Origin of the sequence: Sorangium sp. So ce362 (assembly GCF_051519845.1) — a bacterium.
GTDB lineage: Bacteria > Myxococcota_A > Polyangia > Polyangiales > Polyangiaceae > Sorangium.
Window position 1 is genome coordinate 1,201,155 of record NZ_CP150332.1, and the last position, 15,493, is coordinate 1,216,647.

12 protein-coding genes are annotated in these 15,493 nt (G+C 74.0%); 2 read left to right on the top strand and 10 right to left on the bottom strand.

The window, feature by feature from the left end; all coding sequences use genetic code 11:
- Positions 1-30 precede the first annotated feature (30 nt).
- From WMF17_RS04845 to WMF17_RS04890, 10 genes are all read right to left on the bottom strand, one after another.
- Positions 31-1,266 carry a CheR family methyltransferase gene (locus WMF17_RS04845; RefSeq protein WP_437648398.1) on the bottom strand — a complete coding sequence of 412 codons (1,236 nt, stop codon included), beginning with the start codon at positions 1,264-1,266 and terminating at the stop codon, positions 31-33.
- A complete protein-coding gene (locus WMF17_RS04850) occupies positions 1,256-2,203 on the bottom strand; it encodes a chemotaxis protein CheB (RefSeq protein ID WP_437600765.1) in 948 nt (315 codons plus the stop codon). The genes WMF17_RS04845 and WMF17_RS04850 overlap by 11 nt, the downstream gene beginning before the upstream one ends.
- Positions 2,200-4,362 (bottom strand): hybrid sensor histidine kinase/response regulator, encoded by a 2,163-nt coding sequence (locus WMF17_RS04855; RefSeq protein ID WP_437648399.1) that lies wholly within the window; start codon positions 4,360-4,362, stop codon positions 2,200-2,202. Before WMF17_RS04855 ends, WMF17_RS04850 begins: the two co-directional genes overlap by 4 nt.
- Positions 4,346-5,920 (bottom strand): methyl-accepting chemotaxis protein, encoded by a 1,575-nt coding sequence (locus WMF17_RS04860; RefSeq protein ID WP_437648401.1) that lies wholly within the window; start codon positions 5,918-5,920, stop codon positions 4,346-4,348. Before WMF17_RS04860 ends, WMF17_RS04855 begins: the two co-directional genes overlap by 17 nt.
- 115 nt (positions 5,921-6,035) lie before the next feature.
- Positions 6,036-6,590, bottom strand: coding sequence for a YfiR family protein (locus WMF17_RS04865; RefSeq protein WP_437600768.1), 555 nt, complete (start codon positions 6,588-6,590; stop codon positions 6,036-6,038).
- Positions 6,591-6,670: 80 nt separating this feature from the next.
- A complete protein-coding gene (locus WMF17_RS04870) occupies positions 6,671-7,057 on the bottom strand; it encodes a hypothetical protein (RefSeq protein ID WP_437648403.1) in 387 nt (128 codons plus the stop codon).
- A gap of 1 nt (position 7,058) precedes the next feature.
- Positions 7,059-7,538 carry a response regulator gene (locus WMF17_RS04875; RefSeq protein ID WP_437648405.1) on the bottom strand — a complete coding sequence of 160 codons (480 nt, stop codon included), beginning with the start codon at positions 7,536-7,538 and terminating at the stop codon, positions 7,059-7,061.
- Positions 7,535-8,044 carry a chemotaxis protein CheW gene (locus WMF17_RS04880; protein ID WP_437600771.1) on the bottom strand — a complete coding sequence of 170 codons (510 nt, stop codon included), beginning with the start codon at positions 8,042-8,044 and terminating at the stop codon, positions 7,535-7,537. Before WMF17_RS04880 ends, WMF17_RS04875 begins: the two co-directional genes overlap by 4 nt.
- A gap of 35 nt (positions 8,045-8,079) precedes the next feature.
- Positions 8,080-10,416 carry a TonB-dependent receptor plug domain-containing protein gene (locus WMF17_RS04885; protein WP_437648407.1) on the bottom strand — a complete coding sequence of 779 codons (2,337 nt, stop codon included), beginning with the start codon at positions 10,414-10,416 and terminating at the stop codon, positions 8,080-8,082.
- A gap of 257 nt (positions 10,417-10,673) precedes the next feature.
- The gene (locus WMF17_RS04890) at positions 10,674-12,869 is read right to left on the bottom strand and encodes a hypothetical protein (protein WP_437648409.1); all 2,196 of its coding nucleotides are present in this window, start codon (positions 12,867-12,869) and stop codon (positions 10,674-10,676) included.
- 89 nt (positions 12,870-12,958) lie between these two features.
- Between WMF17_RS04890 and trmB the strand changes: the two genes are divergently transcribed.
- Entirely contained in the window at positions 12,959-13,630 is a 672-nt protein-coding gene (gene trmB, locus WMF17_RS04895; RefSeq protein ID WP_437600774.1) for a tRNA (guanine(46)-N(7))-methyltransferase TrmB, read from the top strand.
- A gap of 693 nt (positions 13,631-14,323) precedes the next feature.
- Positions 14,324-15,430: a response regulator gene (locus WMF17_RS04900; RefSeq protein ID WP_437648411.1), complete on the top strand. Its 1,107-nt coding sequence runs from the start codon at positions 14,324-14,326 to the stop codon at positions 15,428-15,430.
- Positions 15,431-15,493 lie beyond the last annotated feature (63 nt).

Below are 15,493 nucleotides of genomic sequence, written 5' to 3' on the forward strand. Positions count from 1 at the left end.
GCGCGCAACGTCTCCCGCGTCGTCAGCGATTCAGCGAGGGTCGCGCAGCGCCTCCGCCCGGCGCACCGCCGCGCGCCGCAGCGCGTCCGGGTCGACGTTGCGGGCGCCGGCGGCCGAGCAGCGGAGCACCCGCTGGAACGCCGCCCGCGCCTGCGCCCGCTCGCCCCGCGCCAGCAGCGCCTCCCCGAGCAAGAACCACCCCTCCAGGTGCTCCGGATCCGCGTTGAGCAGCGCCGACAGCACCTGCTCGGCCTCCGCGGCGCGCCCGGCGCTCAGCAGCCTGGCCGCCGCCTCCGCGCGTCGATCCTGCGCGACCGCGGCGCCGGGCGGCTGCGCGACCGCGGCGCCGGGCGGCTGCGCGACCGCGGCGCCGGGCGGCTGCGCGACCGCGGCGCCGGGCGGCTGCGCGACCGCCGTGCCCCCTCGCGCCGAGACAGGCCCGCTCGCCTCCTCGACCTGCGCGACGGGCGCCCTCGGGCTCGCCGGCTCCGGCCCGACATCGCCCTCCGGCAGCCGCAGCCAGCCCGGCGCAGGACCCCGCCGGAGCTCCGGGGGCAGCGGCAAGATGCCCTCCGCCGGCGAGAGGATGACGTGGCCGTCAGGAACGAGCTCCGCGGCGAGCCGACCGAGCAGGCGCGGCACCTGCTCGCGATCGAAATAGATGAGGACGTTGCGGCAGAAGATGACGTCGAACGGCCCCGCCCCGAGCGCCGGCTGCGCGTCGGTCAGCGACGCCACCTCGAAGCGCACGCGCCGCCGCAGCGCCTCGGGCACCCGCTCGGCCCACGCCGCCGGCAAGGGCGCGCCCACCGACCGCCGCTGCGGCAAGAGGCCGCTCCGCGCCACGGCGATCGCGACCGGGTTGACGTCGGTGCCCAGCACCGCCGCGTCCACCCCCGCCGCCTGCGCGCTCTGGGCGGCGCTGTACGCCTCCTCGCCCGTCGAGCAGCCGGCGCACCAGATGCGCAGCGGGCCCGGCCGCCTCGCCGCGAGGCCAGCCAGCGCGCGCTGCAGGCGGTCGAACTGCTCCGGGTGCCGGTAAGCCGCCGTGTGCCCGATCGTCGCGGCGTCGAGCAGCATCGCGAGCAGGGCCGCCTCCCCGGCCTGGCCCACGCGCTCGACGTACTCCGCCTCGCCCTGCCCGGCCCGCTGAGCGCGCTCCCGGACGTGCAGGTAGAGCGTCTCGGGCCACCGCGAGGGCACGTGGCCCAGCCGCGGCGACAGGACGCGCGCGAGGGCGCGCTCCAGCGAGCGATCATCCTTCACCGAGCACCCACCTCCGCGCGAGCGCGACGAAATCCACGACGCGGATCGGCCGCACGCGCGGCGACGAGAGCAGCGCCGCCCGCGGCATGCCCGGCGCGCTGCACTCCGAGGGCTCCTGCGCGAAGCAGAGGCCCCCGCCGTCCGAGAGCCCCGGCAGCGCGCGGACGCCGTCGTCGCCGAGGCCCGACAGCACGAGCGCGGCGACCCGCCGGGCGAGCGGCACCGCCGACGCGAACAGGACCTCCGCCGAGGGCCTGTGGCCGCTCACGGGCAGGTCGCCCGTCAGCTGGATCCGCTCGCGCGCGTCGATGGCCATGTGAAACCCCGACGGCGCGAGCAGGAACCCCGGCGAGAGCGCGTCCCCGGCCCGCGCCGGCCGCGCCCGCGCGCCCAGCCCGCGGAGCGCCCGCGAGAGGTCCCGCTCCCGCCGATCCGGCAGGTGCTGCACGATCAGCACCGGCACATCGAGGGGCCCGAGCCCCCGCGCCAGCGCCTCCAGCGCGGGGATCGCCCCGGTCGAGCCCGCGACAAGGATCACCCGCCCGCCCCGCGCCGCCGCCGGCCGCCGGGCCGCGCGCAGCACCGCGGCGCGCAGCCGCGCCCGGGCCGGGGCGCCGGCGAGCTCGCGCTTCTCGACGGTGGCGCCTGCGCCCTGCGCCAGCGCCTCGCGGACCGCCGCCGAGCCGCGCGGGAGCGAGCTGACCACGATCACGCCGGCGCGGGCGGCGAGGGGCCGGATCACGGACAGGCCGTCGAGCTCGGGCATGAGCAGATCCACGAGCACCACGTCGGCGATCGCGACCGCCGGCAAGGACAGGAGCTCGGCCCCGGTCCGCGCCCGGCCCACAACGCGGATCCCCGCGTCCTCCTCCAGGATCGCCTCGAGCAGGGCCGCGGCGATGTCCGAGTCGTCGGCGATCACGACCCGCGTGGTCACGCGCCTCCGAGGCTCTCCGCGATGATCCGGCGCAGCTCCTCCTCGACGAACCGCTGCTTCGACAGCACCGCCCGCACGCCGAGCCCGCGCAGCGCGGCGACGTTCTGCGCGTGCGTCGCGGTCGTCTGCGTGGTCAGCACCACGACCGGCACCCGGGCGAGCGCGGGCGTGCGCCGGAGCTCCGCCACCATCTCGAGGCCGTTCATGTACGGCATCTCGATGTCGGTCAGCACCACGTCCGGCGGCGTCGCCCGCGCCCGCGCGAGCCCCTCCCGCCCGTCGCTCGCCTCCTCCACGCGCAGGCCGAGCGCCCGCAGGATGCCGCAGAGCAGCTCCCGCGCGACAGGGGCGTCCTCCACGACGAGCGCGAGCGGCTCGCGCTTCGGCTCGGGGGCCGCGGCGAAGGGCGCCTCCCGGGGCGCCTGCCGCGCGCACGCGAACACCCGCTCGACGTCGAGGAGCAGCATCGCCTCGCCGTCCGCCGTCGGCGCCACGCCGCGCACGAGCGGCGAGCTCCACGGCAGCTCCTCCGACCGCACGAGGGCGCAGAGCCGCGGGTTCTCGTAGCCGTCCACGCTCACCGCGAACAGGCCCGCGGCGTGGTGCAGCACGAGCGCCGCGTCCCCCGGCTCGGGCGGGCCCCCGTCGCCGAGCACCGCCCCGAGCGCGTAGACCGGCACGAGCTCCGCGCTCGGGCCGCTGGTCAGGCGCACGCGCGGCCCGTCCGAGGTGTGCAGCAGCTCGTCGAGCAGCATCACCGAGTGCACGGCGTGCGTCGGCACCGCGCACCGGAACCGCCCGCAGGAGACGGGGACCACCTCCTCGCCATGGAGGTTCTTCGGCACCACGAGCAAGATCGTCGTCCCGTGCCCGGGCCTCGAGTCGACCCGGACCTGCCCGCCCAGCGCGCCGATCTCCCGGGCCACGACGTCGAGCCCGACGCCCCGGCCCGAGATCGCGCCGACGCTGCGGCTCGTCGTGAGCCCGTGCGCGAACAGGTACGGGATCAGCGCGGCGTCGTCGAGGGACGCGGCGGCGGGGTCGGCGACGCCCGCCTCCGCGAGCACCTCGCGCAGGCGCGCGAAGTCGACCCCGCCGCCGTCGTCCTTCACCTCGACCCGCACGGCGGCGTCGGTCTGGACCACGGTCACCGCCACCGTCCCGCGCGCGGGCTTGCCGCGGCGGGCGCGGACGTCCGCCGGCTCGATGCCGTGATCGACGGCGTTGCGCACGAGGTGCAGGAGCGCCGGCTCCAGGCGGCGCTCCACCGCCGCGTCGAGGAGCCCCGTCCCCTCGACCCGCGCCTCGACGTCCTTGCCCAGCATGCGCGCCGCGCTCCGGGCGGCGAGCGACACCTGGTTCAGGAGGCGCTCGGTGCGCACCACCGACGCCGCGCGGACCACCTCGTCGAGCTCGCCGAGCGCGCGCCCGGACGCGAACTCGTTGCTCGACCAGTCCGCCCGCACGGCGCCGAGCAGGCGCTCGATCTCCGCGCCGTAGCCGAGCGTCTTCGTGATGCGCTCGGCGACCCGGTCCGCCGCCGCCCCCCGGGGGTCGATCTCCACGAGCAGCGCGCGGAGCATGCGCTGGGCCTCGCGGAGCCTCCGCTGGAGGACCTCCCGCTCGCCGTGGAGCCGCTGCAGCTCGTGCAAGCGCGCCCCGACCGCCTCCGCGTCGAGGACCGCGGGCCGGGCGGCCTGGTCCGGCGGCGCGGCCGGGTCCAGCCGCGGCGGCAGGGCGCTCTCGGTCATGGGGGCCGCGGGTACCCCGGTGGGCGAGCGCCCGCTCGTGAGCTCCGCGTGTGCCGCGCGGAGGGTCTCCTTCACGACGTCGAGGTCCGGCGCGGCCTCCTCGCCGGCGCTCGCCGACAGGAGCCCGAGCGCCTCCAGCGCGCCGAGGACGCTGTCGCCGGTGAGCTGCGTGGGGCGCCCGCCGCCCCGCACCGCGTCGATGACGGTCTCGGCCAGCTCGGCGAGGTCGCCGCACGCGGCGAGCTCCAGCATGTGCGCCTCGCCCTTCAGCGTGTGCAGGAGCCGGCGCAGGACCGGCAGGTTGCCGCTCTGGCCCTGCTCGTAGCCGAGCCAGAGGTCCGTCGCCTGGGCCACGCGGTCCGGCATGGCCCGGTGGAACGTGGCGACGAGGTCAGCCCGGCTCCTCATCCGCGTCCGCCTCTGCGATGGCCGGCTTCTCGCGCTTCGCACCGGCCGCCTTGACCCGGAAGGCCCTCGCCGTCGCCTTGAGCGCGTGCGACAGCTGGAGCAGCGACTCGGCCGAGCGCGTCGCGTCCGCGCTGCTCGTCAGCGTGTCGTTCACCGCGCCGACGATATCGACGATCGCGGTCTTCACCTGCGCCGTCCCCTCGCGCTGGTGGTCCACGGCGTCCGAGATCTTCGCGGCGGCCGCGGCCGTGTCGCGGGCCAGCTTGATGCCGTCCTCGGTCGCGAGCACGGACGCGTGGGAGGCCGCGTGCATGTCCGCCACGAGCTTGCGGATGTCGCGCACCGAGTCCATCACGTGCTCGGACAGGCGGCGCATCTCGGCGGCCACGAGCGAGAACCCGCGCCCCACCTCGCCGGCCTTCGTGCCCTCGAGCGCGGCGTTCAGCGCGAGCAGGTCCGACTTGTCGGCGATGCTCTGGATCAGCGACAGGATCTCGCCGATGCGGTCCGAGTGGGAGCTGACGAGGCGCGTCTGCTCCGCGGTGTGCTGGACGCTGACGAGGCTCCGCTGCGCCATCTCGTGCACGGTCGTCGCGTCCTTCGCGATGTGATCCGCGCTGCCGGTCAGGGCCTCCACGGTCCTCCGGATCTCCTCGAGCGCCGCGTTCTGCTGGTTGGCGGTCGTCTCCTGCTCGCGCACCGACGAGAACATCCCGGCGGCGGCCGAGGCGACCTCCGACGAGGTGTTGCCGATGCGCGTGGCGAGCTCCTGGAGGCTCGCCACCATGGCCCGGAACGCGGCGAACAGCTCCCCGTCGCCGGTGATCTTGCAGGTGAAATCGCCGCCCGCGACCCGCGCAGCCGTCTCCTGGAGCTCGCGCAGCTGGGTGTTCATCCGCTCGAACGCGCTGGCCATGTCGCCGAGCTCGTCGTCGGAGATCCTGAGCGACAGCCGCGCCGAGACGTCGCCGCGGGCGATGCGGTCCGCCGCCTCCTTGATGTGCGCCATCGAGCGCGTCATGCGCGCCGAGATGACCCACGCCAGGCCCAGGCCGAGCAGCATGATCCCCGCCGACTGGAGGGCGATGGTCCGGCGCGAGTCGGCGCGGCGCTGGGCGATCCGGTCGCTGCGCAGCCCCACGGCGAGCGTCCCGAGCTGGCGATCGCCGTTCCGCGAGCGGATCGGGGCCTCGCTGACGACGACGCTGGCGTCGCCCTCGCCCTGCGCGCCCTGCGCGCTCGCGGGCGCCTGCACCGTGCCGATCGCGGCGATGCGCTCTCCCTTGGCGTCGTAGACGGACACCCAGCTCACCAGGGGATCCGTCATCGCGGCCCGCAGGGTGTCCGGGAAGGTCTCCGGCGGCTGCTCGAGGTCCATGGCCACGCCGATGGGCTCCTTCAGCATCGTGGCGAGGATCCCGGCGCGCTCGCGCAGCTCGGCCTCGCTCGCCCGCGCCGTGCGGTCGGGGATCAGCCACAGATCGAGCGCCGACAGCACGATGGCCACCGACGCGACGAGGGCGGCGATCTTCCAGCGGATGGAGCGAAAGTTGAACATGGTGGCTGAGGGAGGATCGGTGAGGGACGCTGGAGGAGAGATCGTGCGTGGTGAACCGTGAGTCGTGAACCGTGAGAGAGACGCGCCGTGTCGGGCGGCCGACGTCGCGAGGGCGTCAGTCGACGATGCGGGCGAGCCGGAGGAACTGCGGGTCGAAGCGGAGGCCGATGGCGTTGGCGTGCTTCACGTTCAGCAGGAGCTCGGGCTTGGCGCCGGCCAGCCCCACGGCCACGGCGCAGCCGCGCTTCGTGTCGTCGCCGTCGCCGCATACGACGATGCGGACCACGGCGCCCTCGCGGGACGGGACGTCCGGGATGGCCGCGGCCAGCCCGCGCGCCACATAGACCACCTCGGCGCCGCCGGCGCGCAGCGCCTCCTGCAGCTGGGCCCTTCCGCTGTACGTCACGCGCAGGACGCTCGCCGGCCGGCTGGCCACGGTCGTCTTCGCGGCCAGCTTCGAGAGCACGGCCGCCATCGCGTTCGCGTCCTCCGCGCTCTCGCCCGACTCCCCGCCGACGACGGCGAGCACGGCCGGGCCCTTCCGGCTCGCGAACCCGCGCTCGTAGCCGATCGAGCGCAGGAGGATGGCGCCTCGCAGCTCGTACGGGACGGACGCGGCGGAGCGGCCCTCGGCGCTCGCGGTGGTGACGAGCAGGAGGGCCATCAGCATTCGAATCGAAGAGCTCGGAGACACCATGTTTCTCGGGTCAGCCTTGAACGACCTCGGACGGGTCCTCGATGGGCGCCGCATCAGGCGCCGGCGTCGGGGAGGCGGCGGGCGTCGATCACCCAGTGCAGCGCGCCGTCGATCTCGGCGAGCCCGACGACGTGGGGCATGGCCAGGAGCTCCGCGAGGAGCTCCGGCAGCGGCCACACGTGCTCCCGGTCGACCTCCACGAGCCTGGGGAACGCGCAGGCGATCGCCTGGGCGCCGCCGCCGGTCGACAGGCGCACGCTCCGCGTCGCCGGCTCGGGCGCCGCGCGCGCCGCGCGATGCGGGCCAGCGTTCCCCGGGTCGGCGCTGCCCCAGAGACAGGCGCCGCGCTCTGGCGCGGGGCCGCCCTCGGCGAGGAGCACCTGCTGCGCTGGAAACGCGCATCGCAGCCCGGCGTGCAGCATGGCGACCACGGCCCCCACGTCAGCGCTCCTTGCCGGCGAGCCGCCGGACGAGGGCCGGCAGGCGATCGAGGTGGCTCTTCGAGAGGACCGCGTCCGCCTGGACCTCCATTTGCAGCTGCTCGAGCTCCTTCTCGGAGTGCCCGGACATCAGGATGACGCTGAGGTGCCCGAGCCGCTGGTTCTTCCGGAACAGGGTGAGCAGCCGGTCCCCGCGGATGGTGGGCATGAAGACGTCGAGGACGACGATGCGCGCCTGGTGCCGCACGATGGCCTGCGTCGCCCCGATGGGGGAGGGGAGCGCGATCACCTGGAAGCCGGCCGCGCCCAGCACGCGGCACACCTCTTCTCGGGCGATCTCGCTGTCGTCGATGACGAGCACGGGCGGGTTCGCCGGCACGCTCGACGGCGAGGACGCGCTCACCGAGGTCCCCGCCTCATCGACCGGATCGCTCGGCAGCCTGGGCTTCGTCGGGGGCGACCGGGAGCTCGGCTCGCTCATCGACTCGACCCGGCGGCCGGATCGCCGCGCGGCGCGACGGACGGCTGCGGCGCGCCCTCGGAAGCGTCGAGCAGATGGACCACGTCCAGAAAGGTTACTACCCCCTCGCTCGTGTCGACCACAGCTTTCGGCACGAGCTCGCCGAACACCTTGACCGCGGCCACACACCGCGTCTTGCCCGCGGGCAACCCCAGGTAGCCGCGCTGTGTGCGGCAGACGACGATGCGGAGCGGCGCGGCCGCCGGCTTGGCGAGCGGGGCCGATACGATCACGATGATCCTCCCCCGGTCCTGGAGGATGCCCATCACCCGCGGATCGGTGCGCGGCAGCGGCAGGGGCGTGCGCCACGCGATCACCTCTTCGACCTGCTGCGCCCTCAGGGCGAAGGTCACCGCGCCGAGCTCGAAGAGCAGGAGGTCGAGGACGGCCCTCTCGCGCGGCCCTTTGTCCGGGGCGTCGTCGCGCAGGTCGAGCAGCTCGTGAACCTGATTGAGCGCTTCGGACAAGGTGTTCTCCGGTTCATCACGAGGGCGAGGCGGCGTCAGTGAGCGACCTCGACAGAGGCGCCGACGTGGGGGCGGCCGGCGGCGAGGATCAACCGGCGCGCGTCGTAGGTCGGAGGAGGAACATTGTTGAAGGTGAGGTTCTTGCCGAACACCGAGACCCAGACGTGCTCCAGCGGCGAGAAGGAGACCGCCGCGTCGAGGTTGAACGCCGAGCGCGCGTACAGCCTGTCTCTCGGCGGCAGGTCGTCCGTGTCGCGGGCGGGCGCGTCCCGGGTGCCGTGGCTGTTCATGCCAGTCCGGAAGGTCGCCGCGAGGCCCGCCGTGAACCGGCTGGCGCTGTAGCTCAGGTGAGCTTTGACGAGGTGGATGGGGTAGTTGGCCCAGGCCTCGGCGTCCCAGCTGGTCAGGATGTGGATGGGGCTCTGCGCGCCGAACGGCCTCGTCACGCTGTACCACACGTCCCCCGCGAACCCGCCGCCGAGCTCTCCGAGCACGCCGAGCTCGCCGCCGAGGGCGTGGACGTCGGTGGTGCTGTTCGCGAAGCTGCCCCACCAGCCTCCGCTGGAGGGGTGTCTCGGGTTATTGACCACGTGCTCCTTGAAGTCGTCCGGCCGCACGAGGTCCCACGACACCCAGCCCAGGGTGTCCCTGTAGCGCTCGTAGAAGACGGCGACGTCGAGGACGAGGCGCTCGTCGAGCAGGCCCACGAGGTAGTCGAGCTCCACGAGGTGGGAGGACTCCGGCTTCAGCGCGGGCAGCGGCGCCATCGGCTCGTCCTCGAAGGCGGCGTTGAACTGCTCGAGCCAGTTGAAGTAGGCGGCGTCCGGGAAGCGGAACCCCTTCTGGTAAGACAGCTTGACGTTCTGCGTGTCGCTGATCGCATAGGCGGCCGCGACCCGGTAGGAGGGGCTGACCACCGGCGCGACCTCGCGGGAGCCGTTCCTCAGGACCAGCTCGCCGAAGCGCGCGTGATCGAAGCGCAGGCCTGCGGAGACCGTGAGATCGCGGAAGGTGGCGGTGCTCTCGGCGAAGGCGGCGAGCTCGGTCCACGAGAAGCGCTCCGGCGACTCGTAGGCGGCGCCGTGGATCCGCCCCCATCGGGACCTGTGACCGTCGAAGCGCTTGTGGCTCGCCGAGGCGCCGAGGGCGAGCTGGGTGTTCCGGATCGCCGTGGTCTTGTAGACGAGCTTGACGTCGCTGTGCTCCTCGCCGAGGCCCCCGGTCGACACGACCCCTTCGCCGGAGCCCGGTCCGGAGACCTTCTCCACCTCGTGGATGACCCAGTCGGCCGGGACGAGGGTGGTCTCGAAGGTCGAGAAGGTCGGGATCAGCTCGACCCTGTGCTCCTCGGACAGGCGGACGTGGAGCTCCGGCGTGACAGCGAGGCTCCGCTGCCGCACATGGCCGGTGTTGCTGTCGGCCCACTGGGCGATGATCTGGTCGACGGTCCTCGTCCGGTTCGGGACGTTGCTCATGATCGATGTCTGCGCGTAGTCGAGCCGCAGATCGACGCTGACGAGGCTGCGCTCGGAGCCGTAGCGGAAGCGGCCGAAGCCCTTGTAGCTCGGCTCTCCGAGGGCGTTGACGCGCGTGTGGTGCAGGAAGGGAGACGTCGTGACGCCGGCGTAGGCGCCGCCGTAGACCTCCGCCGTGTCCGGCCGGGGGGCCGCGGGCTTCTCCCCCTCGTTGCCGGCGGTTCCGAAGTAGAGGAAGTAATCGGCGTTGTGCTTCTCGCTGAGCAGGCCGCCATAGCTGGCCTCCAGGGTGCGCGTGTCGCCGGAGGCATAGGACGCCTTGCCCCAGAGCCCCGGGCGGGTGATCCCCGTGGGCCTGAGGACGTTGACGAAGCCGCTGATCGCGCCGGAGCCGTGGACGATGGCGCCGGGGCCGAGGATCACCTCCACCTTCTCGATGTCCCCGGTGAGCGGCACGGCCAGCGTGCTCCCGATGGCGCCGAAATGGGCGCGCATGTTCGTGTTCACGCCGTCGTGCATCACGAGCGTCTTGGCGTTGTTGTCGATGAGCACCCCGCGCACGCCGATGAGGCGCGAGGTGCGCTCGTGCTCGCCGATCACGACGCCGGGCTGGTGGGCCTGCAGGAGGTCGTCGAGCGAGCGGACGCCATAGAGCTTCAGCGTGCGCGCGTCGTAGAGGCGCGCCTGCCCTGTCGACGACTTGCTCTCGGTCTCGAAGAAGCCGGCCGAGGAGACCTTCACGCTGAGCAGCTCCTCGAGATCGAGTGAGAGGAACCGCCCCTCACCGCCGGCATCGCCTCCGGCCGGCGCCCCGCGCGCGGGCTCCTGCGCCCGCGAGGCGCCGGTCACCCCCATCGGAGCGAGGAGCGAGCAGAGGAGCAGAGCCGACCTTCGCATAGAATCCCCCCATCGTTCGAACACCGGGCAAGAGCGCGCAGGGAGGGTCTCGGGCGAGCCTGCGTGCCGGTCGCCTGATGTCCTCTGAAGGTCGCCTGGACCGCCGGCGACCTGCTGCGCGCGGCGGTGCGTGGGTGTAGGGAGCGCGCGCTGCCCGGTATTTCCCCCACGACGGTTACCGTGGTTTGCGCGCTGTCTTGCTATGTTGTGCGAACGTCCAGGATGCTACACGAACGCGCGGATCCGTCAACGGCGTGTCAGCGCCCGGCGACCCAGTAATGAAAGGCGTGGAATCCGGAGCCACGCCGCAGGGTTATCGCGATCGGGGTCGGCCCGGAGAGGCGCGCGGCGGGGAGGGGGAGCGCGCGCTCGACCCAGGCTCCGGCCGGCACATCGACGGTCCCGGCCTCCTCGCCTGCCACGGAGACCGCGAGCTCGGCGCCGTCGTCCGAGGCGACCCGGAGCACGAGGCGCGCCTCGGTGGGGGGCGCGGCGAGGTGGGCGACGAAGCGGTCGGCGGTCCGGTGGTACCGGCCGCCGTCGGCGATCTCGGCGCGGGTGGGGTCGAGCTCTCCGGGCGCGTCGCTCTCGGGGGCGGCGAGCGAGAGCGCCACGTTGCGCTGGTCGGCGAGCGGCTCGAGCTCGTAGGCATGCGCCGACTCGGACTCGAGGTCCGAGACGTCGAGCTCGTCGAGGATCTTCTCGCCGGGCACGGACCGCACCGGCAGCGCCCCGGAGCCGAGGAGGTCCCAGCGCGCCTCGTAGGCGACCATCGTGGTGCCGCCGAGGATGGACTGATCCTCGACGGTGGCGTCGATGAGCTCGCGGCCGAGCACCGGCGCGCAGGCCATCCAGTGCGGGTAGACGATGAAGTGCGTCGGCCGGCGCTCCGGGGGCAGCGTCTCGTAGTGCTCGAACCTGGAGCCGGCGCCCGCCACCCAGTAGCGCGCCTCGCCCTCGGTCGTCAGGCCGACGACGTCGAAGGTGCTGCGGCCGCCGAGGTAGGCGAGCGCGCCGGTGTCGTTGACGCCGATCCTGGCGTCCGAGGGCAGGTGGAGCGCGGCCCAGCGGCCGAGCCAGACCTGCTGCCGATCGATGGCGCGCGCCGAGTTGGCGAGGTCGTCGATGGCCCACGGGAGCCGCGCGGCCAGGGCGCCGGCAAACGCGCCGGCGACGAGGGGCGTGACGTGGTGGAGCGAGGGCCGGAGGCGCTGGGCGGCGTCGCCGAGCTCGCGCGCGAGGCACGCGGCCATGACGATCCACGCCGGGGCGAAGGGCCAGACGTAGCGCACGCGATTCCAGAGGAAGCTCAGGTACGTGCAGGGCAGCAGCGCGCCGAGCGCGAGGACGGCCACGACCGCGGCGTGGACGGGCCGGCCCCGCCGGTGCGCCGCCACGGCGAGCGCGACGGCGCCGAGGGCGATGACGACGGCGGAGCCCTCGGGGAGGAAGACGGTGGTCCACCGGCCGCCGTCGATCACGTCGGTCACGAGCAGCCGGACGTTCTTGAGGACGGCGGCCCGGAGCGTCGGTCCGTCGTAGTTGGGGTTGCCGAGCAGCCACTTGACGGTGGTCGTCGACGAGGTCGAGTGGCCCGCGAACAGCTGGTTCAAGGCGGGGACGACGAGCGGGCCGAGGAGCGGCGCGAGGACGAGGAGGCGCCCGTCGAGGAGGCGGAGGGCGCGGCGGCCATGGGAGGGCGGCGGGAGGGGGGCGGCGGGAGGGGCGGGAGGGGGGCGGCGCGCCGCCGCGACGGCGAGCGCGAGCGCGGCGATCAGGGAGGCGAGGGCGCCTTCGGGGCGGAGCAGGGGCGCCGCGAAGCCGGCGAGCGCGAGGGCGCGGGCGGCGGAGCCGGGAGGCGGCACGGCGGGGCCGGAGGGCGGCGCGGGCTGTGCGCCGTCCGCGGCGGGCTCCGGCGGATCCGGCTCGCAGAGGGCGGCGGCCAGGCGGGCGGTGCGGGTGAGGATCCAGGCGAAGGCGACCGTCTCCATGCCGCTCCAGGCGAACCAGGCGAACGCCGCGAACCCGGCGCACATCGCGCCGGCGCCGGCGGCCGCCGCGGGGCCGGCCAGGGGGCGCGCGAGGCGCGCGGTCTCGACGGCGAGGGCGGCGTGGAACACGAGCCCGAGCGCCCAGATCGCATAGACGAGCGAGAGATCCCGCAGGCCGAGCGCGTGGAAGGGGGCGAGCAGCACGGGCCAGAGCAGGCTCGTGGCGCCGGTCGAGTACCCGTCGCCGGCGACGAAGCTGAAGAAGCCGCCCTCGGCGAGCCGCCGGGCGTACTGCATGTGGATGAACGCATCGTCGAGCGGCAGGGCCGGGCGCCCCGCCTGCTCGAGGACCGCCCGGATGCACACCGCGCCGAGCGCGCCGCTCGCCGCGAGCGCGGGCGCGTAGGGGAGGGCGCGCGCGGCGAGGGCGCGCAGCGGGGAGGGGGCTTGGGGCGCCGCCATGGGGCCCGACGAATACCACCGCGCCCCGCCCGGAGGGCCTCGATTTCCCGCGCGTGCGCGGCCGTCATTTGGTAGAGCGCCGGGGCTCCATGGTCTTCCAGCCGCGCCCGAACCACCCCTACGCCGACGCGCCCCGCTTCCCCGACGGGGACGACGTTTCCATCGACGAGCTGCTCCCGGGCACCGGCCCCGTCGAGATCGAGATCGGCCCCGGCCGCGGCGGCTTCCTGTTCGAGCGCGCGGCGGCGAGCCCCGAGGCGCGGCTGCTCGGGCTGGAGATCCGCCTGAAGTGGTCGGCGATCGTCGACGAGCGCCTGAGGAAGGTCGGGCTGGGCGGCCGCGTGCGGGCGCTGAACGCCGACGCGCGCGAGGCGCTCGCGCGGCTCCGGCCTGACGCGTCGATCGCGCGCTTTTACCTGCACTTTCCGGATCCGTGGTGGAAGAAGCGCCACGAGAAGCGCCTCGTGATGGGCCCGGCGTTGCTCGACAGCATCGCGCGCCTGCTGGTGGACGGCGGCGAGCTCTTCGTGCAGACCGACGTCGAGGAGCGCGCCGCGCTCTACGCCGAGCAGATCGGCGCGCACCCGGCGTTCGAGCCGGCGGGCGACGCGCCCGGCTCGCCGCACCTCGGCGAGAACCCGTACGGCGCGAGGAGCCCGCGCGAGCACCACGCCATCGCCGATGGGCTGCCGGTGGGCCGGCTGCTCTACCGGCGGCGGCCGCGCGAAGCTGGGGCCGGGGCGCCGCCGGGCGGCGGATAGGCCCTCTCGGACACCGTACTCTCCTGAGAATTTTTACTGGAGGGGACCGCTCGCATCCCGGTCTCTCTCGCCTGCTGGATACTGCGGTGGTGGGCCGTCCGTCACCCCATCGTGTGCGGCCATCTCTTTTTCGAAAGAAGCCTCCTGTCGCACTGGCGATCTCGATCTCCTCAAGCCGGAGCCCGCGGAGATCCTCAAGCTACACGGCGGGAGCATGCGAGGCAGGGTCGGAGACGACGCGCGCGGGGGGGAGGGAGAGCCCCGCGCGCGGTACCGACCACGCGAGGATGGGGTCTACAGAACGGATACGTGCGTCCCGTGTCGTCACCGGGGCCGACCTCGGTGCCGCCGCCTCCGCCCACGATGAACGCCTGGGTGCTCCGCCGCGCCTCGCCGACGCTCGTGGCCATCTACGTCTTCCTCCGGCCGCCCCTGGCCGCCGAGCCAGCAGCCGGCCGGCAGCGGCTCCATCAAGACATGAGCCTCCGAGCCCACAAGTCGCGCGCGACTCGCGCCCTCGTCGCAAGGCCCGAGCAGGCCGAGATTGCGGGCGATCGCGCCCGAGAGGTAAGGCGCTTGACAGCCGAAACCGGGTACGTGACGATGCGGTCGAGGTCAGCGACGACGCGTTAACGCACTCACGCCGGGGGGAACGGCAGCGCTCCCACGCAGGCGCTCAGGGGAGGTGAAGGGATGGGGACCGAGCAGCCGTCGCCCGGGCTCGTGCTCGTTGCCGACGACGTACTCGTGAACCTCGAGGTGCTCTCACGCACGCTTGAGTCGGCAGGGATCGAGGTCAGCATTGCGACCGACGGCCCCATGGTGCTCGAACGCCTGGAATACGAGACGCCCGACCTCATCCTGCTCGACGTCACCATGCCGGGCATGACGGGCTTCGACGTCTGCGAGCGGCTGAAATCGAGCCCGGCGACCGCCGATATCCCCGTCATCTTCACCACCGCGCACGTCGCGATGTCGGACAAGCTGCGCGGGTTTCGCCTCGGCGCGGTCGACTACGTGACCAAGCCGTTCGAGCGCGACGAGCTCCTCGCGCGCGTGAAGACGCAGCTGGCGCTCCGGCGCGCCCTGACGTCGCTGGCCAGGAAGAACGCCGAGCTCGAGAACGAGATCGAGGTGCGCGCCGCCGCACAGACGGAGTTCGTCCGCCTGGCCGACGAGCTCGAGCGGCGGGTGGAGGAGCGGACTGAGGCGCTCGCCCGGGCGGTCGCGGAGCTCGAGCGAGCCAAGGAGTCGCTCGAAGAGACGGTGGCGCGGCGCACCCGCGAGCTGCAGCGCGCGAACGAGCGGCTCGAGCGCGAGCTCACCGAGCGAGCGGCGCTCGAGGAGGCCCGCTCCGCGCTCCAGGCGCAGATCATCGCGGCGCAGGCGGCGCGGCTGGCCGAGCTGTCGACGCCCATCATCCCCATCAGCGACCAGGTCCTGGTCATGCCCCTCATCGGCATGGTCGACGAGGAGCGCGCGCAGGGCATGGTCGACGCGGCGACGATGGGGGTGAGCGCGCGCAGGGCGGCGGTCATGATCCTCGACATCACCGGCGTGTCGCGGGTCGACGCGCGCGTGGCCGAGGCGCTTGTGAGGGCGGCTCGAGCGGTGCGCTTGCTCGGCGCGCGGGTCGTGATCACCGGCATCCGCCCCGAGGTCGCGCGGGAGCTTGTGGCGCTCGGCGCCGAGATGACCGAGATGGTGACGCAGAGCACGCTCCAGGGCGGCATCGCCTACGCCATGAGCAAGACCCGCTCGCCGCCGCGCCGCGCGGCCAACTCCGCGGCGCGCGGGTGATGCGGCTCCGGTGGGCGTCTGAGACCGGTTGAACCATACTCCGCGTCGAGGAGCAGGTGCGTA

Bases quoted from the DNA above. Each gene is read 5' to 3' on its own strand.
- WMF17_RS04855 (WP_437648399.1), bottom strand. From the start codon at position 4,362: ATGAGGAGCCGGGCTGACCTCGTCGCCACGTTCCACCGGGCCATGCCG.
- WMF17_RS04860 (WP_437648401.1), bottom strand. From the start codon at position 5,920: ATGTTCAACTTTCGCTCCATCCGCTGGAAGATCGCCGCCCTCGTCGCG.
- WMF17_RS04865 (WP_437600768.1), bottom strand. From the start codon at position 6,590: ATGCTGATGGCCCTCCTGCTCGTCACCACCGCGAGCGCCGAGGGCCGC.
- WMF17_RS04875 (WP_437648405.1), bottom strand. From the start codon at position 7,538: ATGAGCGAGCCGAGCTCCCGGTCGCCCCCGACGAAGCCCAGGCTGCCG.
- WMF17_RS04885 (WP_437648407.1), bottom strand. From the start codon at position 10,416: ATGCGAAGGTCGGCTCTGCTCCTCTGCTCGCTCCTCGCTCCGATGGGG.
- WMF17_RS04890 (WP_437648409.1), bottom strand. From the start codon at position 12,869: ATGGCGGCGCCCCAAGCCCCCTCCCCGCTGCGCGCCCTCGCCGCGCGC.
- trmB (WP_437600774.1), top strand. From the start codon at position 12,959: ATGGTCTTCCAGCCGCGCCCGAACCACCCCTACGCCGACGCGCCCCGC.
- WMF17_RS04900 (WP_437648411.1), top strand. From the start codon at position 14,324: ATGGGGACCGAGCAGCCGTCGCCCGGGCTCGTGCTCGTTGCCGACGAC.